The 26,469-nt window shown below is 63.0% G+C and carries 20 protein-coding genes; 7 read left to right on the top strand and 13 right to left on the bottom strand.

Annotation, left to right across the window (positions count from 1 at the left end):
* Window positions 1-73: 73 nt before the first annotated feature.
* Entirely contained in the window at window positions 74-1,087 is a 1,014-nt protein-coding gene (locus tag MQW23_RS03845) for an Ldh family oxidoreductase (protein WP_252106494.1), read from the top strand.
* A gap of 85 nt (window positions 1,088-1,172) precedes the next feature.
* Here MQW23_RS03845 and MQW23_RS03850 read toward each other — a convergent pair whose 3' ends face one another.
* Window positions 1,173-2,537, bottom strand: coding sequence for an aminotransferase-like domain-containing protein (locus MQW23_RS03850; protein WP_252106495.1), 1,365 nt, complete (start codon window positions 2,535-2,537; stop codon window positions 1,173-1,175).
* Between the two features lie 131 nt (window positions 2,538-2,668).
* Here MQW23_RS03850 and MQW23_RS03855 point away from each other — a divergent pair, with 131 nt between their 5' ends.
* Window positions 2,669-3,841 (top strand): MFS transporter, encoded by a 1,173-nt coding sequence (locus tag MQW23_RS03855; protein WP_252106496.1) that lies wholly within the window; start codon window positions 2,669-2,671, stop codon window positions 3,839-3,841.
* Here MQW23_RS03855 and MQW23_RS03860 read toward each other — a convergent pair.
* Genes MQW23_RS03860 through eat form a run of 3 tightly spaced genes read right to left on the bottom strand, consistent with a single transcriptional unit; the run spans window position 3,838 to window position 7,627 of the window.
* Window positions 3,838-5,166: an aspartate aminotransferase family protein gene (locus tag MQW23_RS03860; RefSeq protein WP_252106497.1), complete on the bottom strand. Its 1,329-nt coding sequence runs from the start codon at window positions 5,164-5,166 to the stop codon at window positions 3,838-3,840. The two genes, MQW23_RS03855 and MQW23_RS03860, sit on opposite strands and share 4 nt — an antisense overlap.
* A 10-nt stretch (window positions 5,167-5,176) precedes the next feature.
* Window positions 5,177-6,178 (bottom strand): phosphotransferase enzyme family protein, encoded by a 1,002-nt coding sequence (locus MQW23_RS03865; protein ID WP_252106498.1) that lies wholly within the window; start codon window positions 6,176-6,178, stop codon window positions 5,177-5,179.
* A 24-nt stretch (window positions 6,179-6,202) separates the two neighbouring features.
* A complete protein-coding gene (gene eat, locus MQW23_RS03870) occupies window positions 6,203-7,627 on the bottom strand; it encodes an ethanolamine permease (RefSeq protein ID WP_252106499.1) in 1,425 nt (474 codons plus the stop codon).
* Window positions 7,628-7,806: 179 nt separating this feature from the next.
* Between eat and MQW23_RS03875 the strand changes: the two genes are divergently transcribed.
* Window positions 7,807-8,877, top strand: coding sequence for a helix-turn-helix domain-containing protein (locus MQW23_RS03875; protein WP_252106500.1), 1,071 nt, complete (start codon window positions 7,807-7,809; stop codon window positions 8,875-8,877).
* An 18-nt stretch (window positions 8,878-8,895) separates the two neighbouring features.
* Here the strand turns inward: MQW23_RS03875 and MQW23_RS03880 are convergent, their stop codons facing one another.
* Window positions 8,896-9,831 carry a cation diffusion facilitator family transporter gene (locus MQW23_RS03880; RefSeq protein ID WP_252106501.1) on the bottom strand — a complete coding sequence of 312 codons (936 nt, stop codon included), beginning with the start codon at window positions 9,829-9,831 and terminating at the stop codon, window positions 8,896-8,898.
* A 180-nt stretch (window positions 9,832-10,011) separates the two neighbouring features.
* On the opposite strand from MQW23_RS03880, the gene MQW23_RS03885 reads away from it, so the two are divergent.
* Window positions 10,012-10,851 (top strand): alpha/beta fold hydrolase, encoded by an 840-nt coding sequence (locus tag MQW23_RS03885; RefSeq protein WP_252106502.1) that lies wholly within the window; start codon window positions 10,012-10,014, stop codon window positions 10,849-10,851.
* Between the two features lie 71 nt (window positions 10,852-10,922).
* Here MQW23_RS03885 and MQW23_RS03890 read toward each other — a convergent pair whose 3' ends face one another.
* From MQW23_RS03890 to MQW23_RS03900, 3 genes are all read right to left on the bottom strand, one after another.
* Window positions 10,923-12,851 carry a TRAP transporter permease gene (locus MQW23_RS03890; RefSeq protein ID WP_252106503.1) on the bottom strand — a complete coding sequence of 643 codons (1,929 nt, stop codon included), beginning with the start codon at window positions 12,849-12,851 and terminating at the stop codon, window positions 10,923-10,925.
* A gap of 71 nt (window positions 12,852-12,922) precedes the next feature.
* Window positions 12,923-13,951, bottom strand: coding sequence for a TAXI family TRAP transporter solute-binding subunit (locus MQW23_RS03895; RefSeq protein WP_252106504.1), 1,029 nt, complete (start codon window positions 13,949-13,951; stop codon window positions 12,923-12,925).
* A gap of 64 nt (window positions 13,952-14,015) precedes the next feature.
* Entirely contained in the window at window positions 14,016-14,801 is a 786-nt protein-coding gene (locus MQW23_RS03900; RefSeq protein ID WP_252106505.1) for a GntR family transcriptional regulator, read from the bottom strand.
* 131 nt (window positions 14,802-14,932) lie between these two features.
* Between MQW23_RS03900 and MQW23_RS03905 the strand changes: the two genes are divergently transcribed.
* Window positions 14,933-16,708, top strand: a complete 1,776-nt coding sequence (locus MQW23_RS03905) for a gamma-glutamyltransferase family protein (protein ID WP_252106506.1) — start codon at window positions 14,933-14,935, stop codon at window positions 16,706-16,708.
* Window positions 16,709-16,745: 37 nt separating this feature from the next.
* On the opposite strand, the gene nirD is transcribed toward MQW23_RS03905, so the two are convergent.
* The 4 genes from nirD to MQW23_RS03925 all read right to left on the bottom strand — a co-directional run bounded on the left by nirD (window position 16,746) and on the right by MQW23_RS03925 (window position 21,281).
* Window positions 16,746-17,126, bottom strand: a complete 381-nt coding sequence (gene nirD, locus MQW23_RS03910) for a nitrite reductase small subunit NirD (RefSeq protein ID WP_252106507.1) — start codon at window positions 17,124-17,126, stop codon at window positions 16,746-16,748.
* A gap of 32 nt (window positions 17,127-17,158) precedes the next feature.
* Window positions 17,159-19,666 (bottom strand): nitrite reductase large subunit NirB, encoded by a 2,508-nt coding sequence (gene nirB / locus MQW23_RS03915; protein ID WP_252106508.1) that lies wholly within the window; start codon window positions 19,664-19,666, stop codon window positions 17,159-17,161.
* A gap of 2 nt (window positions 19,667-19,668) precedes the next feature.
* Window positions 19,669-20,991, bottom strand: a complete 1,323-nt coding sequence (locus MQW23_RS03920) for an NAD(P)/FAD-dependent oxidoreductase (RefSeq protein WP_264297470.1) — start codon at window positions 20,989-20,991, stop codon at window positions 19,669-19,671.
* Window positions 20,992-21,137: 146 nt separating this feature from the next.
* On the bottom strand, window positions 21,138-21,281 hold the full coding sequence (locus MQW23_RS03925; protein ID WP_252106509.1) for a hypothetical protein: 144 nt from the start codon (window positions 21,279-21,281) through the stop codon (window positions 21,138-21,140).
* Window positions 21,282-21,632: 351 nt separating this feature from the next.
* On the opposite strand from MQW23_RS03925, the gene MQW23_RS03930 reads away from it, so the two are divergent.
* Window positions 21,633-24,365: a nitrate reductase gene (locus MQW23_RS03930; RefSeq protein ID WP_252106510.1), complete on the top strand. Its 2,733-nt coding sequence runs from the start codon at window positions 21,633-21,635 to the stop codon at window positions 24,363-24,365.
* The gene (gene cobA, locus MQW23_RS03935) at window positions 24,325-25,221 is read left to right on the top strand and encodes a uroporphyrinogen-III C-methyltransferase (RefSeq protein ID WP_442908573.1); all 897 of its coding nucleotides are present in this window, start codon (window positions 24,325-24,327) and stop codon (window positions 25,219-25,221) included. The genes MQW23_RS03930 and cobA overlap by 41 nt, the downstream gene beginning before the upstream one ends.
* Here the strand turns inward: cobA and MQW23_RS03940 are convergent.
* The gene (locus tag MQW23_RS03940) at window positions 25,186-26,424 is read right to left on the bottom strand and encodes an MFS transporter (RefSeq protein WP_252106511.1); all 1,239 of its coding nucleotides are present in this window, start codon (window positions 26,422-26,424) and stop codon (window positions 25,186-25,188) included. The genes cobA and MQW23_RS03940 overlap by 36 nt on opposite strands.
* Window positions 26,425-26,469 lie beyond the last annotated feature (45 nt).

Raw genomic sequence — 26,469 nt, forward strand, 5'->3', positions numbered from 1 at the left:
GCCGATGAGTGGCTTGATGTGCACATCGATCCTGCGCTTCCAGATTACCCATAGCCAACAGGAGAGAAACCATATGAGCGAAACGATCACCTTGTCGCTTGAGGAGGCGAAGTCCTTAAGCCTGACCGTTCTCCAGCATCACGGCTATAGCCAGGCCCACGCCGACGCCATTACGCGCAGCGTGCTGGCCGCTCAGCGTGACGAATGTCACTCCCACGGCCTTTACCGGCTGATCAACTGCGTCGAGGCCGCGCGAAACGGCGCAGTGAATACTCACGCCCAGCCGAGCATCGTGGATCAGGCGCCAGGGGTTCTGCGCATCGACGCCCATCAGGGGTGCTCATTGCTCTCCTTTGAAATGGGTAAGCCGCTGCTGGCCGAAAAGGCGCGTCAGAGCGGTTTGGCGGCGCTTGCCATCAACAACTGCTTTCATTTTTCAGCGTTGTGGCCCGAGGTCGAAGCGCTTTCAAGCGAAGGGCTGGTGGCGATCGCCATGACCCCGACCCACGCCTTCGTGGCGCCGGCCGGGGGCGTTGCGCCGCTTTTGGGCACCAATCCCATCGCCTTTTCCTGGCCGCGCCCGGGCGGCTCGCCCTATACGTTCGATTTTGCCACCAGCGTCGTGGCGCGCGGAGAAATAGAACTGCATCGGCGTGCGGGCAAGGACATTCCTGATCACTGGGCGATGGACGCCGAGGCTAATCCAACAACCGACCCTGTCGCCGCGCTGGCCGGTGCCATGCGCACATTCGGGGGCTACAAGGGCTCGGCGCTTTCAACCATGATCGAGCTGCTGGCCGGGCCGCTGATCGGTGACGTATTCGGCCATGAAACTCAAGCGGCGAACGCCGAACAGACCGGTAAACCGTTTCATGGCGAGCTAATCCTGGCGCTGTCTCCAGACGCGTTTCTAGGCGAGCACGCGGCGCAGCATCTGGAGCACGCCGAAGCGCTGTTCGACAGGATTATGGGCCAGGGCGCCCGGCTTCCTTCCCAGCGCCGCTTCGAGGCGCGCCAGAACAGCCTACGAAACGGAGTAACGCTCCCCAAAACACTGGTTGACGAACTGAAAGCGCTGGTGAGCTGAGGACGGAGGCTTATAGTGAGCAACGCTCGCTTTTTAGATGTTTTTGCGCAACGTTATTGGGCATCTCACCGTGTGCCCGAACTCATTAAAAGGCTTGGAAAAACCTCAAGGCGCGAGCGTCTTTCATATAGGCGACGTTCAGCCGTCGCCAAGGTGTTGTTTCCTGGTCGGGATAGAAAAGCTGTCCGGGTGACAAGAGAATGTCGTGGTCGCGAGCGAGCTCATCGAGTCTCGTCCTATGTTTCCCGGCCGGTTTCGCCCATACGAACATCCCGCCTGTCGGCGCGGTGAATATTTCCCAACGCGCCTGATGAAGTAGTAGCTGGATTGCCTCGCCCATATAACGTTCGAGACGGGTAGCCAAGCGCTCGGTCAGTCGACGGTAGCTGCCATTTTCAAGCATTAGCGCCACCACCGCCTCGGCAAAGGGCGCGCCCACGATGCTGGTGAGCATCTTGATGCTCACCAGCGGCTGGACAAGCGCAGGCGGCGCGGCGATAAACCCCACGCGCAGTGACGCGGAAAGGCTTTTAGAGAAGCTCCCCAGATAGATCACGCGATTCAAACCGTCCAGCGAAGCCAACCGCGTACTCGGGGTGGACTGAAAGTCGGCATAGATATCGTCTTCGATCAGCTTGAAGCCGTGTCGTTCGGCCAGGCGTAGCAGTTGATGGGCGACGGCGGGAGAGAGCGTGCTGCCCGTTGGATTATGAAACACGCTATTGATGTAAAAAAGCGTGGGGCGGTGGGTCTCTAACAACGTTTGCAGGTGTTCGATATCCGGCCCATCGGTCAAGCGCGGCACCCCAACAACGCGAACGCCGTGCAAATGCAGAAGGCCGAAGAGGTTGTAGTAGCCCGGCGACTCCACGAACACCGTGTCGCCGGGCTTTACCAATAGCCTGAGCAGAAGATCCAGCGCGTGACTGCCGCTGGCGGTGGTGACGATTTGCTGGGCGTTGACGTGAATCGCCAGCGCCCGCAGGCGCTCCTGCAATAGCGCCCTAAGATGTGGCGAGCCATGGGGCGTGCCGTAATCAAGCAGCGCCGAGCGGTCCGTTCGGGTTACTTGTCGCACGGCGTAGGTCAGATCACTGCTTTCCCTCCAGTGGCTGGGCAGCCAGCCGCAGCCCAGGTTGAGCGCTTCATCTTGCTGATTGAAAAGCCCCCACAGACCGTTGGTGATCTCCCGAAACGGGCTGGCATCGCGACTCGGCGTGGTCACGAAAAAGCCGCTGCCGGGTTTGGCACGCACGTGGCCACTGGCCACCAAGCGCTCGTAGGCCTCGATCACCGCGTTACGACTGACTCCAAGGGTGCCGGCCAACTGGCGAATGGACGGAAGGCGAGAGCCGCTGGCGAGATTGTGTTGATCGATCCATTCAACGATACCGGTCTCGAGCTGACGCGGGAGAGGGGTGCTGCCCTCGCGATCCAGGATGAGTTTCATGCGTTGCCCGTCGATGCCACTGTTCCTCCAATACGCCTGTACAGTGCTTTGAAAACAAACCGCAGTGTATCTTACTCAGCGAGGTTCGAGGTGAGAACGTAGCTTTCTTTAGCCATCGAGGAAGCGAACCCATGAGAGAGAATCGCGCGCTGCGCTTGGCATTGGGAGTCTGCATGGTGACCAGCGCGGTCAATCTTTACGCCCCGCTTTACGAGCGTCTAGCCGCGGCATCCGGGGTGGGCGTAACGGCCACCACGGTGGCCTTTGCCTGCTACGTGGCGGGCGTTATTCCGGTGCTGTTTGGCCTCAACGGCTTGGCTGAGCGGGTGGGTTACAAGGCGCTGATCGTCGCCGCGCTTTTGCTCAGCCTGGCCGCGACGCTGTTGATGCTCATTGTGCCTTCCATGATCACACTCGGCTGTGCACGCTGGCTGCTGGGCGTTGCCATGGGGCTGGTGTCCAGCATCGCGCCAGGCTATATGCAGTGGCTGTGGCGCGGCGAGCCTTCGCAAAAAGCGCTGGGTTACGTGACCCTGAGTAGCGCCCTGGGGTTTGGCCTTGGCGCTGCGCTGACCAGCGTGGCACTGCTTTACTCGCCGCAGGCCGCGCCCTGGAGTCTGGGGCTTGCCCTTGGTGCGGGCGTGGTGGCGCTGGCCGGCGTAATGAAGCTGCCCAGCCCTGTGCCTGTCGGTCAACAGACCGGCTCTTCGATGCTGCGCCTACCCGGCTATCCGCCGGGAGCGCTCGCGTTTGGGCTTGCCATACTGCTTGCCTGGAGTACCGTTGGGCTTGTAATCGCTATTCTGCCCTCAGCGCTTGCGACCCATCAACTGGGCGCGTATAGCGGCTTTGCGGTCTTCGGCGTGTGCAGTGCCGGCGTCTTGTTTCAGCCTTGGACTCGCGCGCTCTCCCCGGCAAGCGCCGTCCGGCGTGGGTTGGTGGTACTGCCAATTGCTTATTCTCTCATTATTTGGGGGACACTGGAGGGCGTCGTGCTGGCGGTGCTCTTGGGGGCGTTTTTTGCCAGCAGCGCCTGCTACGGGTTTATTTATCTGGGCGGTCTAAGCGGCGTACTGGCCAGGGCTGGCGAGCGCACCACCCAGGCCAGCGCCGGTTTCTTTTTGCTGGCTTACATCGGTTTCAGCCTGCCCGTGGTGACGACAGGTTGGTTGATAGACGCGTTTGGCCACCGCATGGCGTTTGGCATCTTTGGTGCGCTGCTGCTGGTGGGGAGCGCGTTGCTGTTTATCATGATTACCCGGCAGGCACGGCGTCTGGCCGAGCCAGCGAAGGCGGGATACTAACGCGTGGTCACCTCAAGTGCGTGAGTGAGTTGTTCGACGAACAGCGCGATCTCTTCATTGTTAATGCACAGCGGCGGGCGAATCTTTAGGGTATGGCCGAAGCGGCCCGCCGCCCCGATCAGCACGCCGTTCTCCTTGAGCGAATTGATCACTCGAGCGGTCAGCGCCGCGTCGGGGGCGCCCTCGGGCGTGGCGAGATCGAGACCGACGAACAGCCCCGCGCCGCGCACCGCAGCAATCGCCTCGAAGCGGGCGACGAGTGCTGCCAGCGCCGCCTTTAGGGTGTCGCCCTGGCGCCTGGCGTTGTCGATCAGCGATTCGTTTTCCAGCACGTCGAGTACCGCCATGCCGGCGGCGACCGCCACCGTTGAACCGCCGAAAGTATTGAAGTAGCCCACCTCGGCATTGAGCGCCGCCAGCAAATCGTCACGCGCGGCAAGCCCCGCCATGGGAAAGCCGTTGCCCATGGGTTTTCCCATCGTCACGATATCCGGCGTCACACCGTGACGGGAAAAGCCCCACATGCCGGCGCCGGTACGCCCGAAACCGGGCTGCACTTCGTCGGCGATCAACAGCCCGCCTTTGGCCTGCAGCCAGGTAACGCCGGGCGCCATAAAGCCGGGCGGGTCGGCGACGATGCCGTCGCTCGAGAAGATCGAATCCACCAGCAGCGCGGCGCAGCCGTAACCCCGGGCATCCAGCATTTCTACCCCGCGCTGCACATGCGCCTGAAACCAGGCGGCGGGGTCGGAGGTGCCTAACATATCGGCAATGGGGATCACGTAAACACTGTCCGGCGGGGCGCCCTTTTTGTAGGAGGAAGGCGAGACCTCAGTCACCGCCGCGGTGTTACCGTGGTAGGCCGCTTCCGATACGATAACGCCGCGTTTTCCTGTCCAGTGGCGCGCCAGGCGCAGCGCCAGGTCGTTACTTTCGCTGCCAGTGCAGGTGAGTACCAGACGTGAAAGCGAATCGGGAAGGGTGGCCAGCAGGCGCTCGGCGTAGCGGTGAATGCCCTCGTGCAGATAGCGCGTATGGGTGTTGAGCGTACCCATCTGCGCGGCCACGGCTTGGGTGACGTGCGGGTGGCTGTGGCCGATCGAGGGGACGTTGTTGTACATGTCGAGATAGCGCCGGCCCTGGTCGTCGAAGAGCCACACGCCTTCGCCGCGCACCAGGTGCAGGGGCTTTTCATAAAAGAGCATCGAGGTCGGGCCGACGGTGGCCAGGCGCTTTTGCACCAGCTCGCCCAGCGTCGTCTCGTTGGGGTCGAGCTGCTCGAGACGGAACGCGTTTTGGTCGAGAATGCCGCGGGTATCGCTCATGGTGGTCTCCTCAAACGCGAGCGGCGTCGCGCGCGGTGCTCAGGTAGGCGCGCGCGAGCGTGGCGGTACCCGCAATGAAGTTCTTCTCAAGCGCCTGGGCGGCCTGGCTGTCGGCGTGGGTGGCAAGCCAGGCGCTCAGCATGATGCGGCGAATCATGATGAACGTGTCGAGCGCGGCAACGTCCTCGGCATCGAAGTCGCCAACGCGCCGATAGCCGCGAATCCACGCTTCGCGAAGCGTTGGAATCAGCGGGTCGAGCTCGAAAAAGCTGATGGCGGCGGCAAAATCGAACGCGTACCAGCAAAAGCCGCAGTCGTCGAAGTCGATCACTGCCAGCTCGCGACCCTCGACCAGCAGGTTGGCCAAACGCAGATCGGCGTGGATGAGCCCGTAGCGTTCTTCGCGCGCCTCATACGTGTCGATGACGCGGTGAATCTGCTCGATCGCCTGGTCGATTGCGCGCTCATCGGCGTCTAATAGTCCCGGCGCACGGCGCCAGTCGCCCCAGAGCGCCTCGGTGCCGATCATCGAATCCAAATGCCAGCGCTTGCGCACGAAGCCCGCAGGCGGCTCCCAGCGCCGGCTGTGGTCGTGCAGCGTGGCGGTGAGGGCGCCGAGCTTTTCGAACCAGGCGGGCAGCGTGTCGTCCATGGCTGGGGCGTCACCGGGCAGGTGTTCGAAGGCCACCGCGTGAAAGCGCTGCCCGTCGAGGTCGAACGTGACGACCGGGCTCCGGCCGGTGGTCGGCAGCGGCGCGGGTGTCGTGATGCGCCCGTCGGCGCGCAGCGCCGCCGTCCAGGCAAGCTCCGATTCGATCTCTTCCCGGCTGTGGTAATCCGGGCGGTGAAGGCGTAGCACGTACCGGCGCCCGGTCCGCGGGCAGCGCGCCAGAAACGTCGCGTTTTCCGAGGTGGTCAGAAGCTCGATGTGGGTGTCGGCAGGCAAGCGCCACTCGCCAAGCGAGGCGCTCAGTTGCTCTTCGAGTCGAGCCAGCAGAGTCGAGGTATACATCGCGTCTCTCCTTGGGGCACTAACTCAGGTGCGCGAGGCGGCGGTGGTGTGGTCAAGCTTCTCGGCGGCCTGCTCGGCGTCGAGAATCAGCGCCAGCTCCTCGTCGGCGGTTTTCGCCACCAAGTGGTGCCTGGCGTAGGCGAAGTAGTAGGCTGCGCCCAACAGGAACAGCACGATGGTGTAGTTGAATGCGCGCGGGTCGAACGCGTACACCCCGGTCAGCGCAACGAGCGAGAGAGTTAGCGCGATACCGGAGGTCACCACGCCGCCGGGCGTTTTGTAGGGGCGAGCAAGCTCCGGGCGGCGCAGGCGCAAAAGGATATGGCTCAGCGCCATGAGCGCGTAGGAGAGGGTTGCGCCGACCACCGCCATGGCCAGAATGAGATCGCCTTCACCGGTCAGCGAAACCAGAAACCCGAGCGCGCCGGGCACCACTAGCGCCCACACCGGCGCCTTGCGCTTGCTGGTCAGTGACAGTGCCTTGGGCAGGTAGCCGGCCCGTGAGAGTGCGAACACCAAGCGGCTGTAGCCGTAGATGATCGAGAAGAACGAGGCGATCAAGCCGGCAAGGCCCAGCACGTTGATCGCGGTGGCAAGCCCGGGGCGCCCGGTCACGTTCAGCGCATCGACCAGCGGTACGGCGCTGTCGGCAATGACGTCGGCGCCCGCCGCACCGGCGAGCAGGAAGGTGACCAGAGCGGCGGTGAAGAGTAGAAACGCCATGGCGGCGATGATGCCGCGCGGCATGTCGCGCGCGGGCTCGCGCGCCTCTTCGGCGGCCAGCGGCACGCCTTCGACCGCCAAAAAGAGCCACATGGCGAACGGCAGCGCCGCCCACACACCGTACCAGCCAAAGGGCAGCCAGCCGCCTTCGCCGTCGGTGGCGGTGATCAAAAACAGGTTGGCGCTATCGAAATCGCCCACTAATGCCACGGCGGTGGCGAGAATCGCGATGACCGCCAGCGCGCTGATGGCCACCATGACCTTCAGCGCCTCGCCGACGCCGGCCAGGTGGACCCCGATGAACACAGCGTAAAAGAGCGCGTAGACGAAAGGCCCGTTGAGGCCCACGAGCTCCTCGACGGCGGAACCAATGAAGATCACGATGGCCGCTGGCGCCAGAGCGTACTCGATCAATACGGCCAGCCCCGTGAGATACCCGCCGGCCGGGCCCATGATCTGGCGGGCGAAGCTGTAGCCGCCGCCGGCGGCGGGAATCGCCGCCGACATTTCAGCGAGCGAAAGCACCAGCGTGAAATACATGATCGCCATCAGCACGGCGGCGATCAAAAAGCCGCCCCAGCCGGCCTCGGCCAGGCCAAAGTTCCACCCGGCGAAGTTGCCGGAAATGACGTAGGACACCCCGAGCCCGGCCAGCAATAGCCAGCCGGCGGTGCCTTTTTTGAGCTGGCGCTTGGCCAGGTACTCCTGATCGACTGCGTTCCCCATGGGTATTCTCTCCGTTATTAGATGACGCGGAAGGCCGCGCCGTTGCTCTTTTTCTGCGCCTTTTACATCGTTTCGCGCAAACATGATGTAAAAGGAATGAATATTGCTTGTTATTTGAGAGTAGAGAGCCTCATCCGAGAGCGGTATCGAAATTTGGCAAAAGTGGCCCGGGCAGCGTGATGATAACCAGTGCAGCAACCAATAGCGCCGCGGCGCGCAATCCCGCCAAGCGCTGTGAGGCGAGTACCCTGGCGCCGCTGGCGTTTGGGAGCAAACCAACCGGCTTCGCCCCGTTGCCCCATAATGGCCCAGCGGGCCCTGCGCCTGCACCCAAGCGGCGCAGCATCGTCAGCCGCGAAGTCAACGAGCAGGCGCTCAACCTGACGCGCTGGGAGCAGGAGTACAACCAGTGCAGCGCCGGTCACTTTACCGGGCGGGTGGACGAGTGCTGCTTCGACGGCGTGCAGGTCATCAATGAATATACCCGCCTAGCGCTTCACCAGCACTGTGCGCCCTGGCAGGACTCGCTTTGGATCGGGCTACCAGTTCGTCATGAAGGCGTGCGCATCGATGGACAGTGCGTCGAACGCAACGAAGTGTTGTGGCGCATGGGCAGCCGTGCGTTCGAACTGATGACGCCGGACGATTGCCATCTCATGAACATGCTGGTGCCGCTTGAGGAACTCTTCGAGCTCGCCGAGCGTGAAGGCGTGAATATGGCGCACTTGAGCTTGGCCTCGACGCCGCGCCTTGCCATCGATGATCGTCGTATCCGCTGGTTCACCGAGCAGGTCACGCGCATTTTGGGTGGCAGCGGCGCGGCCTCTGACGGCCTGCCGGAGAAAGAAGCGCTGCTTCACGGCGTGCTCGCCCTGCTCGGGCACGCGCGGCTGGATACCCGCGCCGCGCCCAGCTACGCCCGGCGGCGCGCGGTGGTCGACCGCGTTCAGGCCTACCTTAAAAGCGTCGAGCAGGCGCCGGTGAATATCGCCACGCTTTGCAGCGTCGCCTGTGTGAGCCGGCGCACGCTGCAGTACAGCTTCGAGAGCATTTTGGGGATCAGCCCGGTTCAGTTTCTACGCGCCACGCGCCTTAACGACGTGCGTCGCGAGCTTTTGTCTCAAAGCGGCGTCACCATCTCGGATGTCGCTGCCAACCACGGCTTTTCCCACTTTAGCCAGTTCGCCACCGACTATAAAAGCCTCTTCAACGAGCGCCCGTCCGATACGCTCAAGCGCCGGCTGCATTAGTGCCTGTATCGAGTCCGGTCAATGAATTTGGCGAACCAGCAGCCCGCTGGTGGGCGCGGCCCAGCGGGTATCGACGGTAAAGACGACGTCGCACACCGAGGGTGAATAGTGGCGGCGCACCTGCTCGTCGACCCGGTCGCGAAGCTCATCCTGTGTGGTGAGCGACATCGAATCGTCTTGCTTGGGCAGCACTACGTGCACCATCACGTATAAAAGCCGCCCCGGACGCACGATACGCACGCGTACCTCCAGCGCCTCGACGCCTTCGAGCCCCTGAGCCACGGCTGCGCGAACCGGCGCCGCTATATCCTCCGTGGGCGCCTTGTTGACCAGCTCACCGAGCGCTTGGCCCGCCATGCGAACCGGCACGCCCAGGCAAAGCAGTACCACGGCGATGACCAGAATCGAGTCGATGTAGGGCAGAACGCGCTCGAACTCCAGGTACTGAAACAGCACCACCAGACAGAAGGCCGAGAGCACCGCTGCGGAGATGATACTGTTCACCACCCAGTTGAGCTTGTCCGCGGCGACCAGCGGGCTTGCGACATGGCGCTCGCTTTTATGCATTACCCAAGCGGTCAGCGAGCAGACGAGCGTGGCAAAGATGGCGTAGAGCACGGCGATGCCCGCCGCGATCTCCCGCCCGCCGGTCAACAGTGCCGCTATGGCGTCCACCAGCGCGAAGATCGAAACCCCAAAAATCAAAAGCCCCTTGCACAAATTGACCAGCGACTCGAAATAGCTGTAGCCGAACGGGTAGGCATCGCTGTCCGGCTGACTCGCCAGCCGGCTTACCTTGATGGTGACCAGCGCCACCACGAAGTAGATCAGGTTGAAAAGCCCGTCCAGCAGGATGGCCTGGGAGTTGGTCGCAAGCGTTGCAGCGATGCCGACCACGCCGATCAACAGCGCCATCAAGGCGGAAAATCCCAGAGTACTCGCTTCTGTCTTCACCGATGCTGGCTCTCCTGTAGCAAGGTTGGCGTTAATTTGACACCGCCTCAGCATAGCAATTTTCCCGCCCGGCGACGTTTTGGAAAGCTTTTGGGAGTTGTACTAGCCTTTAAAGACAAGCCGTTAGCACGTTCAACCACGTGTTCACACGACTGCTCAACCAATCTGGAGGGTGACTCAATGCCGCTTTTGAACGCTGGAACCGAACAGGGAACGCCGGTCGAGATTTATTACGAGGTTCACGGAGCGGGCAAGCCCGTCGTTCTGATTCACGGCTGGCCGCTCAGCTCCCGCTCCTGGGAGCCGCAAGTGCCGGCGCTGGTCGAGGCGGGCTACAAGGTGATCAGCTATGATCGCCGAGGTTTCGGCAAGTCGACCCAGGCCGACGGCGGCTACGACTACGACACCTTGGCGGCGGATCTCAAGAAGCTTCTTGATGCGCTCGACGTTCACGACGCCACGTTGGTCGGCTTCTCCATGGGCGGCGGCGAAGTGGCGCGCTACATCGCTCACTACGGCACCGAGCGCGTCAGCAAGGCGGTGCTGGCCGCCGCCGTGCCGCCATACTTGTACAAGTCCGACGACAACCCGGAAGGTGGCCTCGACGATGCGACCATCAACGAGTTTCTCGACGGCGTGCGTGGCGACCGCTTAGCGTTTTTGGAAGACTTCACCAAAAACTTCTTCACCGCCGGCGACAAGAGCGACCTGATCAGCGAACCCAATCGCCGCTACCACCGCGACATCGCGGCGTTCGCCTCGCCAAAAGCGACGTATGATTGCGTCAAGGCGTTCAGCTATACCGATTTCCGCGACGATTTGCCAAAGATGAAGCTGCCGACCCTGGTGCTTCACGGCGACGCCGACGGCATCGTGCCGCTCGAGGTCAGCGGCAAGCGTGCCAGCGAAGTGTTGCCGAACTCAAAACTCGAAGTGATCGAAGGTGGGCCCCACGGGCTGAACGTCACCCACGCGAAAGCGTTCAACGAGGCGCTGATCGCGTTTCTCGATAGCGAATGAAGAAGTCGCTACATTTGCTCACATGAAAACGCCGCCCGGATAAGGGGCGGCGTCTTTTATTCATGACTCCCTTATGCGAGTGTCTGCCTTGACTGAGCGCTACGCTGCAGCACTAGAACGGCGACGATGATCCCGCAACCGATCATGGTGCCATAAGCACCGGGCACCAGCGTTAGCGTCGCGGCCACTAGCAGCAGCAGCCGTACGATCCAAGGGGTGTGCACGAAACCGTGGCCCACCATGGCTACGTTGAGGGCGGCCAATGCCAACAAGCTGATCAAGGTGACGAGCAGCTGGTCGTACCAGGCGCCTTCAAGCATCAATAGCTCCGGTCTTGCAACGAACAAAAACGGCAGGAAAAATCCCGGCAATCCGATCTTGACGGCCTGTATGGCGGTAGCGAAGTAGGAGGCCTCGGCGATGCGTGCGGCGATCAGCGACGCTACGGCCACGGGAGGCGTCAGTGCCGAGAACACCGCGAAATAGAGCACGAACATGTGGGCCGCCATCATGCTCAGGCCCATGTCGATCAGCGCCGGTGCGGTGAGCAGGGCAACCAGGATGTAGGCGGCCGAGGTAGGCAGGCCCAGCCCGAAGATCAAGCAAGCCACTGCTGCGATCAGCAACAGAATACCCAGGTTGCCATCGGCCAAGCCGAGCATCAGGTACGAAAGTTTCTGGGCGAAACCGGTTGCGGTGAGCACCTCGACGAAGATACCGATGACCGCCACGATGACCGCGATGGTCGCACCGCTGAAGCCACCATCGCGTAACCCATCCACGATGCGTGCCGCCGCACTGCCGACACCTGCTAACGGGTTCTGGTAGTGACGCACTGCGCTGCTGATGATTTCCAGCACCACGATGGCCAGGCAGCCATAGGCCGCCGCATAGGAAGGGGGCATGCGGCTGATCAGTAGATAGACCAGAATCGCGATGGCGACGAGCAGGTGCCCGTAGCGCGCCAGCAACACCTTGGCTGGCAGAGAGGGAGTACCCTCGTTATCGTGGCGGGTTGGCAGAAGACCGTCCCTTGCTGCTTGAAGGTGTACCGCCAGCAGCAGATAGAAGTAGTAGAGCCCGGCCGGGATGGCCGCGGCGAGTATCACCTGGTCATAGGCAAGCCCGGTCACCCCTACCATCAAAAAGGCGGTCAGCCCCATGACAGGTGGTGTCATTTGCCCCCCGGTAGACGCCACGGCCTCCACCGCGCCGGCGAACGAGCCTTTGAAACCAGTCCGCTTCATGGTGGGAATGGTCATGGTCCCGGTGCTGGCGATGTTCGCCACGGTACTGCCTGATATCATCCCCATGAAAGCGCTGGCCAGCACGGCGATCTTGGCTTGGCCGCCCTTGGAGTTACCCGCTAGTTTAGTAGCGAACCCCATGATGAAATCGATTCCACCGGTGGATTTCAACAGCCCGGCGAACACCATGAAGATGAAGATGGTGCCGGCAGAAAGCTCAGTGAGCGAGCCGAGTACGCCTTGGAAGTTGGGAATCGAGGCGTAGGAAACCAGCCGCTCGAATCCCATGCCGCCGTGATAGAGCAGCTCGACCGGGATTCGATTGCCAAAGTAGCCGTATAACAAACCGATGATGCCGATCACCGGAATTGTCGCCCCCCACTGCTGCCAAGCGGCGACGAGACATACCCCGATCAACAGGCAGCCGACCACCACGTCGGCGGGCTCTGGCCCGAAAACGCGATCGGTGATGAGTCCCTGGTACTCAATCAGGACATAGCCCATCGTATACCCGGCCACCGCGAAACCCGCAGCGTAGACCAGGCGCATCCAACGGCGTGTCGTATCGCCCAGTGCCGTGGCGAAAATGATCAGCAGTGCAAGCCCAAGGTGGAGCGCCTTGAACTGGCCCGATGGCAGGTAGTAATCGAAAACCTGAAACAAGTGCGTGGCAACCATTACCAGGGTGAGCACAAGCACCAGGTTGGCGGTGTTGAGATACCCGCGCTTTTCACTGAGTAGCTTAGGAGTCATGGTGATGAGGATCACAAGATGGATTCGCGAAATACGTGTCGCCGTGCGCGACGACACGTAAGCAGGCAGCGTTAGGCGGAGACAGGCTCAGCGACGATCAACTCGTCGCGCCATACGCCCTGTTCCTGAAAGTAGCGCGCAGCGCCTGCATTGACCGGGTACTCGGCGAGCAGGTACTCGACGGCGAAATCAACGCTAACGTCCTGCAGCTGCGAGCCGATTCGACGCACCTGCTCGGCGTTGTCGAAGACGGCCTTGCAGACGGCGTAAACGTCATCGTCAGAGACGCCAGCGTGAGTCGCCAGCAAGCCCGAAATAGCGGGCATTAGCATCTCCCCTTCGACCTTGTTCCACTGCTCGCTGGAGACGATCGTGGCCAGCAGGCCGGTGTTGATCTGCTGGGCACGCTCCAGAACCTCGGGCTCGATCGGCAGTACGCGAAACTCGACGGTGCTGTCGATCTCGGCCAGTGCCGGCGAGGGGCGGCCGTTGGTGAGGGTAGAAGGGATGGCGTCCACCGCTCCAGACTGGAAAGCACTAAAGGTGTCGTTCCATGAGCCGTAGGTCCAGTCCACCTCATCGGCGACGCCGGCGGCCTCCAGGATCGTCTGATGCATGATGGCGGTCGCCCCGCCTGCGGTCGAAGGCATGACTCGCTTGCCTGCCAGGTCGGCCAGCGAGTGGATATTGGAGTCCGCGCGTACGATCAGTGGAATGTTCCAAACGGTATAGGCAAATACCTGACGCGCGTCGATCGGTGCGCGGAAGGGGCGCTCACCCTTGGTGGCCGGCGGCCAGTCGGTAGAGGTGGTCTGGCCGAAGTCGATCTCCTGACGGCTGGCCATCACCAGGTTTTCGGCACCTCCCGAAGTGGCAAGGGTGGTCGAGCGCAAATCGCTATTGCGCTGTACCGTCTGGGCCAGCGCCTCAATGATGATATAGCCCGTGGAGCCCAGACTCGCCGAGCCCCAGCGAAGCTCGCGGGTGGGAGCAGCTTGCAGAATACCCGGGAAAAGAGCGATACCGACACCCAGTGCTCCTGCCTTGAGCAACTGGCGGCGGCGAAGGTCGACCAGTGAGGGAAGTTGTTTCTCTGTCATGTCATCACCTTTGTTCTTGATGGGAGGGCGCCTCTTTAAAGAGGTCTCGGGACGGTGTAGCCGTTCAAATACGGTGATCTTGTACTGCGTGACTGCTGAGTTCGATGTCTCGGTGATCGGGTTGGATCTCGAAGCGCTGGTAGGTGGTGGGCTGGCCCTTTTGGGTATAGCCCCGCACTCGCCAGAGCATGCCCTGGTGCACCTTGTCGTCGAGTTCGAGGGCCGCGCGGGCATCGCGGGAAAAATCGTGTACCCCCATCTGATGCTCGAAGCGGGAGGTCAGAATGCGCTTTTGCTGAAAAAGGTACTCGTGGAGCGATAGCCCATCGAATTCGCCGGGAGGCTTGTTCATCAGCGCATCCGCATAGGCCAGCGGCATGAAAAGCTCGTTGTAGGTCCAGGGCTCTCCCTCTACCTGAAGACGGCGCTTGATCAAGGCGCAGTGTGTGGCGTTACCCAGAAACCGTGCAATGGAGGGGGCGGGCGTGACCTCGAAGATGCCCAAGCCTTGCAGGGTCAAATCCAGGGGGCGGCCCTGGTCCATAAAGCGAAAGACGCGAATATCCTCGAACTTCACCTCAGGATCTCGAATGAAGGTCCCGCGTCCATGTTCACGCACCACGATGCCGTCATCGGAGAGCGCCTTCAGGGCTTTCTGCAGGGTGCCAAGGCTTGCGGGAAGGCGCGAGGAGAGCGCCTGCTCTGAAGGCAGCTTGTCCCCGGGAATCAAGACGCCTGCATGCACAGCGTCTTTTATCGCGTTGTAGAAGCGTGCGTACTTGGGGACGCCCCTGTGGAGGGTGTCGCTGAAATGAGGCAGCGAAACCTGAACGATCTTTTCTAAGGTCATGAGCGATACTCAAGCCGACATGGTTGTAAATAGTCATGTTATAAATAGCTATATAGCTTTGATGATCCTGCCTGCAAAACGTGATAGTTTCAAGGGCTGAACCTTTCAATTTTTGATTCAAGGATCTCTTTATGCCGCCCTTCACGACTCGTCCCGAAATCAAGGGGACGTTCGGTGCCGTTACCTCTACTCACTGGCTGGCCTCGAGTGTGGGCATGGCAATATTGGAAAAAGGCGGGAATGCGTTCGATGCGGCAGTCGCTGCCGGCTTCGTGCTGCAGATCGTCGAGCCGCATCTGAACGGCCCTGGTGGCGAGGTGCCCATCATCGCCATGCGTCATGACGATAATGCTCCACGGGTGATCTGTGGGCAGGGCGTGACGCCTCGGGCGGCTACGCCAGAAGCGTTCGCCGCGCTCGGGCTGAAGATGGTGCCGGGCACCGGGCTTCTTCCTGCCGTGGTTCCCGGTGCCTTCGATGCTTGGATGCTGCTGCTGCGCGATTACGGCACCTTGAGTCTCGAAGAGGTGCTCGCGCCCGCCATCGGCTACGCCGAGCAGGGGTTTCCGCTGCTGTCGCGCGCGGTGTCCTCGATCGTGCCGGTGATCGACTTCTTCAAGCAGCACTGGCCCAGTTCCGCCGAGCAGTGGCTGGTCGATGGCCAGGCGCCCAAGGCGGACAAGCTCTTTCGCTCACCGCGGATCGCAGCCACCTACCGGCGCATTCTTGGCGAGGCGCAGATGGCGGGGAGCGACCGTGAGGCGCAGATCGAGCGCGCGCGGGAGGTGTTCTACAAGGGGTTTGTGGCGGACGCCATTGACCGCTTCTATCGCGAGCCGTTGATGGACAGCACCGGCAAGCGGAACGCAGGGCTTCTGACCGGCGACGACATGGCGCGCTGGTCGGCCACCTTCGAGCTGACGGTTAGCTATCGTTATCATGGCACGCAAGTGCACAAGGCCGGTCCCTGGACCCAAGGGCCGGTCTTTCTGCAGCAGCTGGCGCTCTTGAAGGGAACCGACTTCCAAGCCATCGATCCAGAAAGCCCCGAGTTCGTGCATCGCGTCGCCGAGGCGGCCAAGCTCGCCTTCGCCGACCGCGAGGCTTGGTATGGTGATGGAGAAGGGGGCGCCTCGATCGAGACGCTGTTGAGCGACGAGTACAACCGGGCGCGGCGCCAGCTGATCGGCGAGCAGGCCTCCAGTGAGATTCGCCCGGGCCTCGAGGGGGAGGCGCGCATCGCCGCCATCCTGGCGCTCGCCGGCAGCGAGCCGACCATCGGCCCGGGCGGGGGAGAGCCCACTTTTGCGCCGTTGCCAGGCGTCGAGGGAGATACGGTCCACCTGGATATCGTCGACCGTTTCGGCAACATGGTCTCGGCAACACCGAGCGGCGGCTGGCTGCAAAGCTCTCCCAGCGTACCGGAACTCGGCTTCTCGATCTCCACCCGCGCCCAGATGACATGGCTCACGCCGGGGCTTGCCAGTACGCTGATGCCCGGCCGACGCCCGCGTACTACGCTGACACCGACCCTGGTGACCCGCAACGGCAAACCCTATCTCGCACTGGGGTCTCCGGGCGGGGATCAGCAGGATCAGTGGAGCCTCACCACCTTCTTGCGCATCGTCCACTACGGCTTCGATCTACAGCGCGCCATCGACGCGCCGCAGTTCCAGATTCGCCACTTCCCCGCCTCTTTTCATCCCCGTGAAAGTGCCGTGGGGAGATTGATGATCGAGGGACGTTTCAGCGAGCAAACGCTCGAGGCGCTGCGGGCGAAAGGCCACGATGTGGCCGTGATGGACGACTGGGCCCTGGGGCGGGTCTGTGCGGTCGCCCGAGACGATGACATGGTGCATGGCGCCGCCTCGGCGCGCCACATGCAGGGCTACGCCGTGGGACGCTAGGGCGGCCAGCAGAATAGTGATTCGACCTGCCTCGTTCTCACGCCTCGATCAATACCCGGTCGCCGTCGAAACGCACCGGCCAGGTGCGAAGCGCCACGCTCTCGTCTTCCAGGCACTGGCCGTTGCTCAGGCGAAAGTGCTGCTTGTAAATCGGCGAGGCGATCACCGGCTCGCCGTCGAGGTCGCCGACGATCCCCCGGCCGATCACGAAGGCGTTGGAGAACGGATCGAAGTGATCCAGCGCGTAGAGTTCCGGCGTGTGGCTCGGCAGGTAGAAAAGCGCGATTTGGCAGGGCTTGCTTTGGGGCGTTTCGCGCCAGGCCACCACGCCGGAAAACGCTACCAGGTCCGATCGGTGGCAAAGGGGCTGCCAGGCGGGCGCTGATACACCCTTGAGCGCGAGAGCGGCTGAGGTCATAACGGTCTCCATGAAAGGCAATCGGTCGATGATCACGCCGGGCGCAGCTGGCCGCGCTCGGAGGTCATGATGATGGACGGGTCGGGGCGTTCGTCGTTGACGAAGCTTCTAAAGCGCTTGAGCTTTTCCGGGTCGCTCAGGGCGTTGGCCCACTCGCACTCGTAGCGCTCGATCAGGGTCTGCATTTGGCGCTCGAGCTCGTCACCAATGCTTAAACTATCTTCCAGAATTACTTCCTTGAGGTAATCGAGCCCGCCTTCGAGGTTCTCGCGCCACACCGAGGTACGCTGCAGCCGGTCGGCGGTGCGCACGTAAAGCATCAAAAAGCGGTCGATGGTGCGGTAGAGGGCCTCGTCGTCGAGGTCGGTGGCGAAGAGCTCGGCATGGCGCGGGCGCATACCGCCGTTGCCACAGACGTACAAATTCCAGCCGTTCTCTGTAGCGATGACGCCGATGTCCTTGCTCTGCGCCTCGGCGCACTCGCGGGTGCAGCCGGAGACGCCGAACTTGATCTTGTGCGGGGCGCGCAGGCCCTTGTAGCGATGCTCGAGCTTGATCGCCATGCCGACGCTGTCCTGTACACCGTAGCGACACCAGGTGCTACCCACACAGGACTTCACCGTGCGCACGGACTTGCCGTAGGCGTGGCCGGTTTCGAACCCTGCTTCGATCAGCTCGCCCCAAATCGCCGGCAGGTCGTCCAGGCGTGCGCCGAACAGGTCGATGCGCTGGCCGCCGGTGATCTTGGTGTAGAGATCGAACTTCTGCGCCACCTGGCCCAGCACCACCAGTTTGTCCGGGGTAATCTCGCCGCCGGCGATGCGCGGCACCACCGAGTAGGTGCCGTTTTTCTGCATGTTGGCCATGAAGGTGTCGTTGGTGTCCTGCAGCGGCACGTGGGCGGCGTCCATGATCGGCTCGTTGAAGCAGGAGGCAAGAATCGACGAGACGGTGGGCTTGCAGATATCGCAGCCAAGGCCATGACCGCGGCCTGCGCTTCCGTGCTTCTCCATCAGCTCGCTAAAGGTCTTGATGCCCTCCACGCGCACGATGTCGAAAAGCGCTTGGCGGGTGTAGGCGAAGTGCTCGCACAGCGAGTGATCCACCTCGACACCCTGGGCGGCAAGCTCGTGATCCACGACCGACTTTAATAGCGTGGCGCAGCCGCCGCAGCCGGTACTCGCTTTGGTGGCGCCTTTGACGCCGCCCAGGTCCAGCGCGCCTTCGTTGATCGCCTCGCGAATGCCGCCCTTGGTCACGTTGTGACACGAGCAGATCATGGCGGTGTCAGGCAGCGCGTCCGCCCCAAGCGCCGGCGCCGCGCCGCTTTGCGGCAGAATCAGCGAGGCGGGCTCCTTGGGGAGCTCCAGGGCGTTGGCGTAGTACTGGAGCAGCGTGTCGTAGGCGGCGTTATCGCCGACCAGCATCGCGCCGAGGAGCTTTTTGCCGTCACTCGACACCACCAGCTTGCGATACACCTGGGTGAGCGGGTCAAGGTAGCGAAACATGCGCGCGCCGGGGGTGCGGTCGCCGTGGGCGTCGCCAATGGCGCCGACATCCACACCCAAAAGTTTCAGTTTGGTGCTCATGTCGGCGCCGCCAAAGCGGGCCTCGCCCCCGGTCAGATTAGCGGCGGCTACCTTGGCCATTTGATAGCCCGGCGCCACGAGGCCAAAGATGCTCTGATTCCAAAGCGCCACTTCGCCGACGGCGAAAATAGCCGGATCACTGGTGCGGCAGTGATCGTCGATCATCACGCCGCCGCGCTCGCCAAGCGTAAGCCCGCAGGCGCGGGCCAGGTCGTCCTGGGGGCGGATCCCGGCGGAGAATACGATCAGGTCGGTTTCGAGTATCTTGTCATCCTGAAACACCATGCGCAGGCGGCTCTGCTCGCCTTTTTCGATGCGCTGGGTAGCGCGCTCGGTCAGCACCTGTACGCCCAGCGACTCGATCTTTTCCTTCAACAGCGCGCCGCCATCGGTGTCCACCTGCATCGGCATCAGGCGCGGGGCGAATTCCACCACGGCGGTGTCGAGGTTCAAGCCGCGCAGCGCATTGGCAGCCTCGAGGCCCAAAAGCCCGCCGCCGACCACCACGCCGTTGGTGGCATGCTCGGCGGCGTCGCGAATGGCGTCGAGATCCTCCAGCGTGCGGTAGACCAGGCACCCCTGCTGGTCGCGCCCTTCGATGGGCGGTACGAACGGGTAGGAACCGGTGGCGAGCACCAGGTGATCATAGGCGTAGCGCCCCTGACCGGTGATCACGTGCTTCGCCTCGCGGTCGATTTCGAACACCTTTTCGCCGGATTTGAGCGTGACGCCCTGAACGTCGTAATAGTCGGCGTCACACAGCGCCAGCGACTCGGCGTCGCGGCCGGTGAAGTACTCGGAGAGATGCACGCGGTCGTAGGCGCGGTGGCGCTCCTCGCCAAACACGGTGATAGCAAAGCGCTCGCAGGCGCCGGCCTCGACGAGCCGTTCGACCAGGTGGTGGCCGACCATGCCGTTACCGATGATCAGCAGGTTCTGTTTGGTTGTCATGGTTAAGCCGCCTCTTGGGTGGGGGAGGGCTGGGCGGTGTCCGCCGCCAACAGCGTTTCTACGTCTGCCTGGCCGAACACCAGCGCCGGGCGGGCCGAGCTCAAATCCGCCGCTTCCAGCGCCTGGTGGAAATACCACGGGCCCTGAGCGGTATCGCCAAACAGCACCGCGCCTTCGATTCGCCCGTTTTTGAGCAGCAGGCGGCGGTACTCTTTGGCTTCGGGGTCGCAGTAGTAAAGCGTGTCGTGCGCGTCGCTTTGCTCTACGGGGCCGAAGGCGTAAAGGTCGATGCCGCTAATCTTGAGCCGGGTAGCGGTGGGAGCCTCGACGTAGGGCGTGATGGGGGCGCCGCTGAGCACCTGGGCGAGCGTATCCACCTGGCGCCAGATCGGCTCGACCAGGCCAAAGGTGTGCGACTGGAACTGGCAGCACTCGCCGATAGCAAAAATCGACGGGTGCGAGGTGCGAAGGTGGTGATCCACCAAAATCGCGCGCTCGCAGTCGAGCCCGGCGCGCTGGCCAAGCGACATGTTGGGCGTTACGCCGGCGGCGATGATGACGCTTGCGGCCTCGAGGGTGCGGCCATCTTCTAGCGTTACCCCGGCAACGCGCCCTTGGGCGTCGCTTTCGATCGCGACGATCGAGGCGTTGGTGTGAATGGCAAGCCCGCGGCGCTCCAGCGTGGTTTTTAAAAGCCCGCCGGCGTAGGTGTCCAACTGGCGGTTCATCAGCCAGGCGCTGCGGTGCAGCACGCTGACCTCGAGCGCATCGCCGCCGCGTTTGCGCAACCCTTCCGCGGCCTCGAGCCCCAACAGGCCCCCGCCGACAACGACGCTTTTACCGCCGAGCCCGGCTATGGTATCGAGCGCGCCGGCATCACTCACGTTGCGAAAGGCGTGAACTCCGTCGAGCTCGATGCCGGGAATCTCGGGCAGCGCCGGCAGTGAGCCGGTGGCGAGCACCAGCTCGTCGAAGGCGATCCGGCCATGGACGGTATCGACGTAACGGCCAGCGGTATCGATGGCCAGCACCCGCTCGTTCAGGCGAAGCGTAATGGCGTTATCGGCGTACCAGCGCGCCTCGCGCAGGGTGAGCGCGTCGCGGCTCGTTTCACCGCTCAAAAGCGGCGACAGCAGAATACGGTTATAAGCGGGCACCGGCTCTTCACCGATGACGGTGATGTTTGCCGGCCGGCCGGGCGCTTTGACCAGCGTTTCGAGCAGGCGGTGACAGGCCATGCCGTTACCCACGATAACCAAATGACGCGGTTCGCGGTCGAGACGCTCGTCGTCACGGCAAGCGTTTGAATATGTAGAAGAGCGCATGGGTCCTCCTTGTTCGGGGCGACGCCGGTACGGGCACCAAAACGAAAAACGCCCCTAACGCCGCCGGTGAAAGCGGGATTAGGGGCGTCGTTGCCCAAATATCGAATCAGGCGCGAAATGCCTTCGTTGGCGGCGCGCTCTATTACTCAAGGCAAAAAACTCGCCAGGCGCGCTACCGCAGCTGTTTTAAAGCCGTTTTTCAGTGGCTTGAGTATTTTTTGAATAGCCGCTACCGTTAATCGCTCAATGTCAGTTGCGCTCTTGTGGTGCGCAGGGCGTTTACGCTGCACGCCAATGGCTCTTGGCCTATCAACTGAATGAGCCTGACGCTTAAAATTCCTTTTTCACCGATTTTTAATGTGACTGTTTTAAAAAGGTTATTTTGATTTATTAGAGATTGGGCCCGGCGTTTGCAGTGAAGGTGAAGTAACAAACATACAAAGCGTTATGAGCGGTTTTGCGCACTCCAATAATAAGCGCAGCCCGATAACAAAAAAGAGCGGCGACCAATAAGTTCAAGCGCCCACAAATCGATGAATACGGCACCTGCTCGGTGTCCCTGAGACAACGGCGTCCAGGCAAGCTTCTAAAGAGGCTTCCTGGGCGCTTTTTGCGTTTGGACCAAAAACGCGGGAGATTCGATGCACAAAGCGCCAGAGAGTACGCATACCGTATCCACCACCTGCCCTTATTGCGGCGTCGGGTGTGGCGTCAGCGCGACCGTTGAAGGCGGGCGCGTCTGCTCTATCGAAGGAGACGCCGCGCACCCGGCCAACTACGGGCGGCTCTGCGTCAAGGGCAGCGCCCTGGGTGAAACACTGGGCGAGCAGGGGCGGCTGTTGCAGCCGCGCCTCGACGGCGCCCCCGTCAGCTGGGATCAGGCGCTTTCGGCGCTGGTCGAAAGGCTCACCGCGCTGCAGTTGGCCCACGGGCGTAATACCGTGGCGGCGTATCTCTCCGGGCAGCTTTTGACCGAGGATTATTATCTTGCCAATAAGCTCTTCAAGGGCTTTCTCGGCACGCCGCACCTGGATACCAACTCGCGGCTCTGCATGGCCTCGGCGGTGGCGGGCTATAAGCGCGCCTTCGGTGCCGACGCGGTGCCGTGCAGCTACGAGGATCTGGAAGAGGCGGAGCTTCTGGTGCTGGTCGGCTCGAATCTGGCTTGGAACCACCCGGTGCTCTATCAGCGGGTGAAGCTCGCCAAGGAGCGCAACCCACTGATGCGCGTGGTGGTGATCGACCCGCGGGTGACCGATACCTGCGATATCGCCGATCTCTACCTCGGGCTCAAACCCGGCAGCGACGCCACGCTGTTCAACGGCCTGCTCGCCTTCATGGCCGAGCGCGGCCACGTCGATCGTATCTATCTCGAGCGCCATACTGACGACTTCGATCAGGCGCTCGAAGCGGCGCAAAAGAGCGCCCCAAACGTGGCGGACGTCGCGGCGGCCTGCGATATCGATGCCGAGCGCCTCGAGACATTTTACTACTGGTTCGCCCGGCACCTGCACGTGGTCACGCTCTACTCCCAAGGGGTAAATCAGTCCACCAGCGGCACCGACAAGTGCAACGCGATCATCAACGTCCACCTGGCCGGCGGTAAGCTCGGCCTGCCCGGCGCCGGGCCTTTTTCGATCACCGGCCAACCCAACGCCATGGGCGGGCGCGAGGTGGGCGGGCTGGCCAATCAGCTCGCCGCCCACATGGATTACCACACCCCGGGCGCGCGCGGCTGCGTGACCCGGTTTTGGGCGACCGAGTCGCTCACGCCACGGCTTCCCGCCGCACCCGGTTATAAAGCCATCGAGCTTTTCGAGGCGATCGAGCGCGGCGAGATCACCGTGCTGTGGGTGATGGCGACTAACCCGGCGGTGAGCCTGCCGGACGCTGCGCGGGTGCGCCGGGCGCTCGAAAAATGCCCGCTGGTGATCGTCTCCGACTGCGTGGCGAACACCGACATGCTGGCGTATGCGGACATCGTGCTGCCGGCGAGCGGCTGGTCGGAAAAGGACGGCACCGTGACCAACTCCGAACGGCGCATTTCGCGCCAGCGTGGCCTGCTCCCGCCACCAGGCCAGGCGCGCCACGACTGGCAGATTCTATGCGACGTGGCTGGTCGCCTCGGCTTTGGCGAGGCGTTTTCCTACGCCCACCCTTGGGAGATCTTCGACGAGCACGCAAGGCTCTCCGGCTTTGAAAACCAAGGCGCCACCTGGCGGCTGTTCGATATCTCGGCGCTGGCCGGGCGCGACCGGGCCGCTTATGATGCGCTGTCGCCGATTCAGTGGCCGGTTACGAAAAGCGCCCCCCGCGGCACGGCGCGGCTATTCGAGCAGGGCGTTTTCGCCACGCCAAACGGGCGCGCCAGACTCGTTCCCATTACGCCGGCGCCGCCGCAGCAGGCGCTTTGCGCGCGCTATCCGCTGCGCCTCAATACCGGGCGCATTCGCGATCAGTGGCACACCATGACCCGCACCGCCCGTGCGCCTCGGCTGATGAACCATCGCGGCGAGCCGTTCATCGAGCTGCACCCGGCGGATGCCGAGCGAGCAGGGCTTGGTGATCAGGCGCTGGCGACCCTTGGCTCTAAAGATGGTGAGTACCGCGGGCGCGTGCGTATTTCAAGCGCCCAGCGGCCGGGCGAGGTGTTCGTGCCCATGCACTGGAGCGATCAGTTCACCGGCGCCGGGCGCAGCGGGGCGCTGCTTGTCGGGCGCACCGACCCGGTCTCCGGCCAGCCGGAAACCAAGCACGGCGCGGTCGGCATTAAGGCGCTCGCGCCTGCGTGGGAAGCCACGCTGATCCTGCGCGAGGGTGCTCTGCCGCAAGAGATGCCCTGGCAAGGCCTCGTGTACTGGGCGCGTATCCCAATGGCCGGCTGCGTGCGCTTTCAACTGGCGAGCGCCATTGATGTGCGCGACTGGCCTGCCCAGGTAGAGGCGTGGCTGGGCGCGCCCGCCACGCTTTTCAGCGAAGACGCGGCGGCGAACAGGTTTCGTGGCGCGGGTGTGTATAATGGCCGTTTGGTCTGGTGGCTCATGGTGGGCCCGCCTAAAGAGCTTCCCGGCACCGAGTGGCTGTCGGCGCGGTTCAACGAAAACGCGCTGGCCCCTGAATATCGCCGGCGCGTGCTGGCCGGCTGCGACAGCGGCGCCCAGGACACCGGCCCCATCGTGTGTAGCTGCCACCAGGTGGGCGAGCGCGTCATCAAAAAAGCGATACGCCAGGGCGACGACAGCGTCGAGGCGCTGGGCGCGCGGCTTGCCTGCGGTACGCAGTGCGGAAGCTGCCTGCCGGAACTCAAATCACTACTGGAAGAGGAGCGGGGCCGTGCGCGTTTTGAACAAGCACCTGCGACACAAATGGCCTGAAGCGCTCGCGCGCGTGGGCAAGCACGTATGGTCCTCGGTTACGCCCGCGAAGGAGCGGCGGTGCCTGCCGATGCGTGGCGAGTGCGAGAAGGGTACGGTGTATCTGGTTGGCGCCGGCAGCGGCGACGTGGAGCTTCTTACGCTCAAGGCCGCGCGACTTTTAATGCAGGCCGACGCGGTGGTCTATGACCGGCTGGTCGAGGACGACGTGCTCGCGCTGATCAATCCCGGCGCCGAGCGCTACTACGTGGGCAAGAGCCGCGGCCACCACAGCGTGCCCCAGGCCGAGATCGGCGCGCGGCTGGTCGCGCTTGCCCAGGCAGGGAAATCGGTGGTGCGTTTGAAAGGTGGTGACCCGGGCGTGTTCGGACGTATGGGTGAAGAGCTTGCGAGCTTGGCCCAAGCGAACATCAGGGCGCGCATCGTGCCGGGTATTACCGCGGCCTCGGCGGCGGCGGCCAGTATGGGCATTCCGCTGACCGACCGCGGTCACGCCCAGCAGCTTCGCTTCGTCACCGCCCAGCTCTGCCGTGAAGGCGGCGCGCCGGATTGGGCCGCCCTTGCGCGCAAGGACGAAACCCTGGTGTTCTACATGGGGCTTTCGAAAGTCGAGGCGATCTGCCAAAGCCTGCGCCAAGCGGGCTTGCCGGACGACTGGCCGGTCATGCTGGTGGCCAACGCCAGCCAGCCCGAGCAGCGCTCGCTTCTCGGAACGCTCGAGAGCATGCCCGCAAAACTCGCCGCAAACCCGCTGCCGTCGCCGTGTTTGATCGTGGTGGGAAGCGTGGTGCGCATGGTGGAGCAAAGCCCCGCGGCGCACTCAGCGGGCATCGTCGAAACGATCGACCCGTCGTAGCGTCGGGAAGAGCTTCATCCAGGTGCCCACCACAGCGAGCGTGCCCACCCCGCCAATCAGCGCGGCGGGTATAGCGCCTATCGCCGCCGCCATGCTGCCCGCGCGAAACTCCCCAAGCTCGTTGCTCGAGCCGATGAACAGCATGTTCACCGCGTTCACCCGCCCGCGCATGGCGTCCGGCGTTGCCAGTTGAATCAGCGTGGTGCGCACGTAGACGCTGACCATGTCCGCCGCCCCGGCGACCAGCATGGCGAACATCGAGACCCAAAACAGATGCGACAGCGCGAACACCAGGTTCGCCAAGCCAAACACGGCCACGGCGGCGAACATCACGTGCCCCGCCCGGCGGGTGATCCCCTTCACGCCGAGATAGAGCCCCATCAGCAGCGCCCCGACGGCGATGGCACTTCTAAGCGCGCCAAGCCCCTGGGCGCCAACCTGCAGCACTTCCTGGGCATAGATGGGCAAAAGCGCCACCACGCCGCCGAGCAGCACCGCGAACAGGTCCAGCGAGATCGCCCCGAGTATGACCGGTTGATGGCGAATGTAGGCGATGCCCGCCGAGAAGCGCTCCCAAGCGGTGCTTTCGAGCGCCTTCGCTTTCTCAACAAAACGCACCGGCACCCACAGCAAAAAGACGAGCGCGGCGATGAAGCAGCCCAGACACACCGCGTAGGCCAGCCGCCCGCCGCCGAGCGCGTAGAGCACCCCGCCGAGCAGCGGCCCGGTGATCACGGCAATTTTCATGATCGAGCTGTTCAGCGCAATGGCCTGGGGCAGCTGCGCGCGCGGTACCAGGTTGGGTAGCATGCTCTGAAGCGTCGGGCCGGTGAACGCCCGCCCGCAGCCAAACAGCGCCAGCACCAGATAGATCGGCACCACGTTCTGCGGGTCGGTCTGCGCGATGAGCAGAAGCAGCGCGCTACAAAACCCCTGCACCGCCCAGCTAAGCTGCAGAATGCGCTTGCGCGCAAAGCGGTCCACCACGTCGCCGGCGGGCAGCAGCAGAAGCACCATGGGAATGAACTGGGCAAGCCCGACGTAGGCCAGCGACATGGCATCGCGGGTGATGTCGTACACCTGCCAGGCCACCACTACCGCCTGGATCTGCATGGCGAACACCGCCGCCAGCCGCGACAGCAGAAAGCTCAGAAAACCAGGCTGGCGGTGAAGGGGCAGGGCAGTGGTGTCGAGGGTGGGCATGGCGGGCTTTTCGTTAGCAGGCGAATAGAGCAGTCTACCTCAACC

Origin of the sequence: Halomonas sp. S3-1-1, assembly GCF_023757625.1 — a bacterium.
Taxonomy (GTDB): Bacteria; Pseudomonadota; Gammaproteobacteria; order Pseudomonadales; family Halomonadaceae; genus Vreelandella.

What these genes read in the sequence shown, in the direction of transcription:
- MQW23_RS03845 (WP_252106494.1), top strand. Translation starts at nt 74, where the DNA reads ATGAGCGAAACGATCACCTTGTCGCTTGAGGAGGCGAAGTCCTTAAGC.
- MQW23_RS03850 (WP_252106495.1), bottom strand. Translation starts at nt 2,537, where the DNA reads ATGAAACTCATCCTGGATCGCGAGGGCAGCACCCCTCTCCCGCGTCAG.
- MQW23_RS03855 (WP_252106496.1), top strand. Translation starts at nt 2,669, where the DNA reads ATGAGAGAGAATCGCGCGCTGCGCTTGGCATTGGGAGTCTGCATGGTG.
- MQW23_RS03860 (WP_252106497.1), bottom strand. Translation starts at nt 5,166, where the DNA reads ATGAGCGATACCCGCGGCATTCTCGACCAAAACGCGTTCCGTCTCGAG.
- MQW23_RS03865 (WP_252106498.1), bottom strand. Translation starts at nt 6,178, where the DNA reads ATGTATACCTCGACTCTGCTGGCTCGACTCGAAGAGCAACTGAGCGCC.
- eat (WP_252106499.1), bottom strand. Translation starts at nt 7,627, where the DNA reads ATGGGGAACGCAGTCGATCAGGAGTACCTGGCCAAGCGCCAGCTCAAA.
- MQW23_RS03875 (WP_252106500.1), top strand. Translation starts at nt 7,807, where the DNA reads ATGATAACCAGTGCAGCAACCAATAGCGCCGCGGCGCGCAATCCCGCC.
- MQW23_RS03885 (WP_252106502.1), top strand. Translation starts at nt 10,012, where the DNA reads ATGCCGCTTTTGAACGCTGGAACCGAACAGGGAACGCCGGTCGAGATT.
- MQW23_RS03890 (WP_252106503.1), bottom strand. Translation starts at nt 12,851, where the DNA reads ATGACTCCTAAGCTACTCAGTGAAAAGCGCGGGTATCTCAACACCGCC.
- MQW23_RS03895 (WP_252106504.1), bottom strand. Translation starts at nt 13,951, where the DNA reads ATGACAGAGAAACAACTTCCCTCACTGGTCGACCTTCGCCGCCGCCAG.
- MQW23_RS03900 (WP_252106505.1), bottom strand. Translation starts at nt 14,801, where the DNA reads ATGACCTTAGAAAAGATCGTTCAGGTTTCGCTGCCTCATTTCAGCGAC.
- MQW23_RS03905 (WP_252106506.1), top strand. Translation starts at nt 14,933, where the DNA reads ATGCCGCCCTTCACGACTCGTCCCGAAATCAAGGGGACGTTCGGTGCC.
- nirD (WP_252106507.1), bottom strand. Translation starts at nt 17,126, where the DNA reads ATGACCTCAGCCGCTCTCGCGCTCAAGGGTGTATCAGCGCCCGCCTGG.
- nirB (WP_252106508.1), bottom strand. Translation starts at nt 19,666, where the DNA reads ATGACAACCAAACAGAACCTGCTGATCATCGGTAACGGCATGGTCGGC.
- MQW23_RS03920 (WP_264297470.1), bottom strand. Translation starts at nt 20,991, where the DNA reads ATGCGCTCTTCTACATATTCAAACGCTTGCCGTGACGACGAGCGTCTC.
- MQW23_RS03930 (WP_252106510.1), top strand. Translation starts at nt 21,633, where the DNA reads ATGCACAAAGCGCCAGAGAGTACGCATACCGTATCCACCACCTGCCCT.
- MQW23_RS03940 (WP_252106511.1), bottom strand. Translation starts at nt 26,424, where the DNA reads ATGCCCACCCTCGACACCACTGCCCTGCCCCTTCACCGCCAGCCTGGT.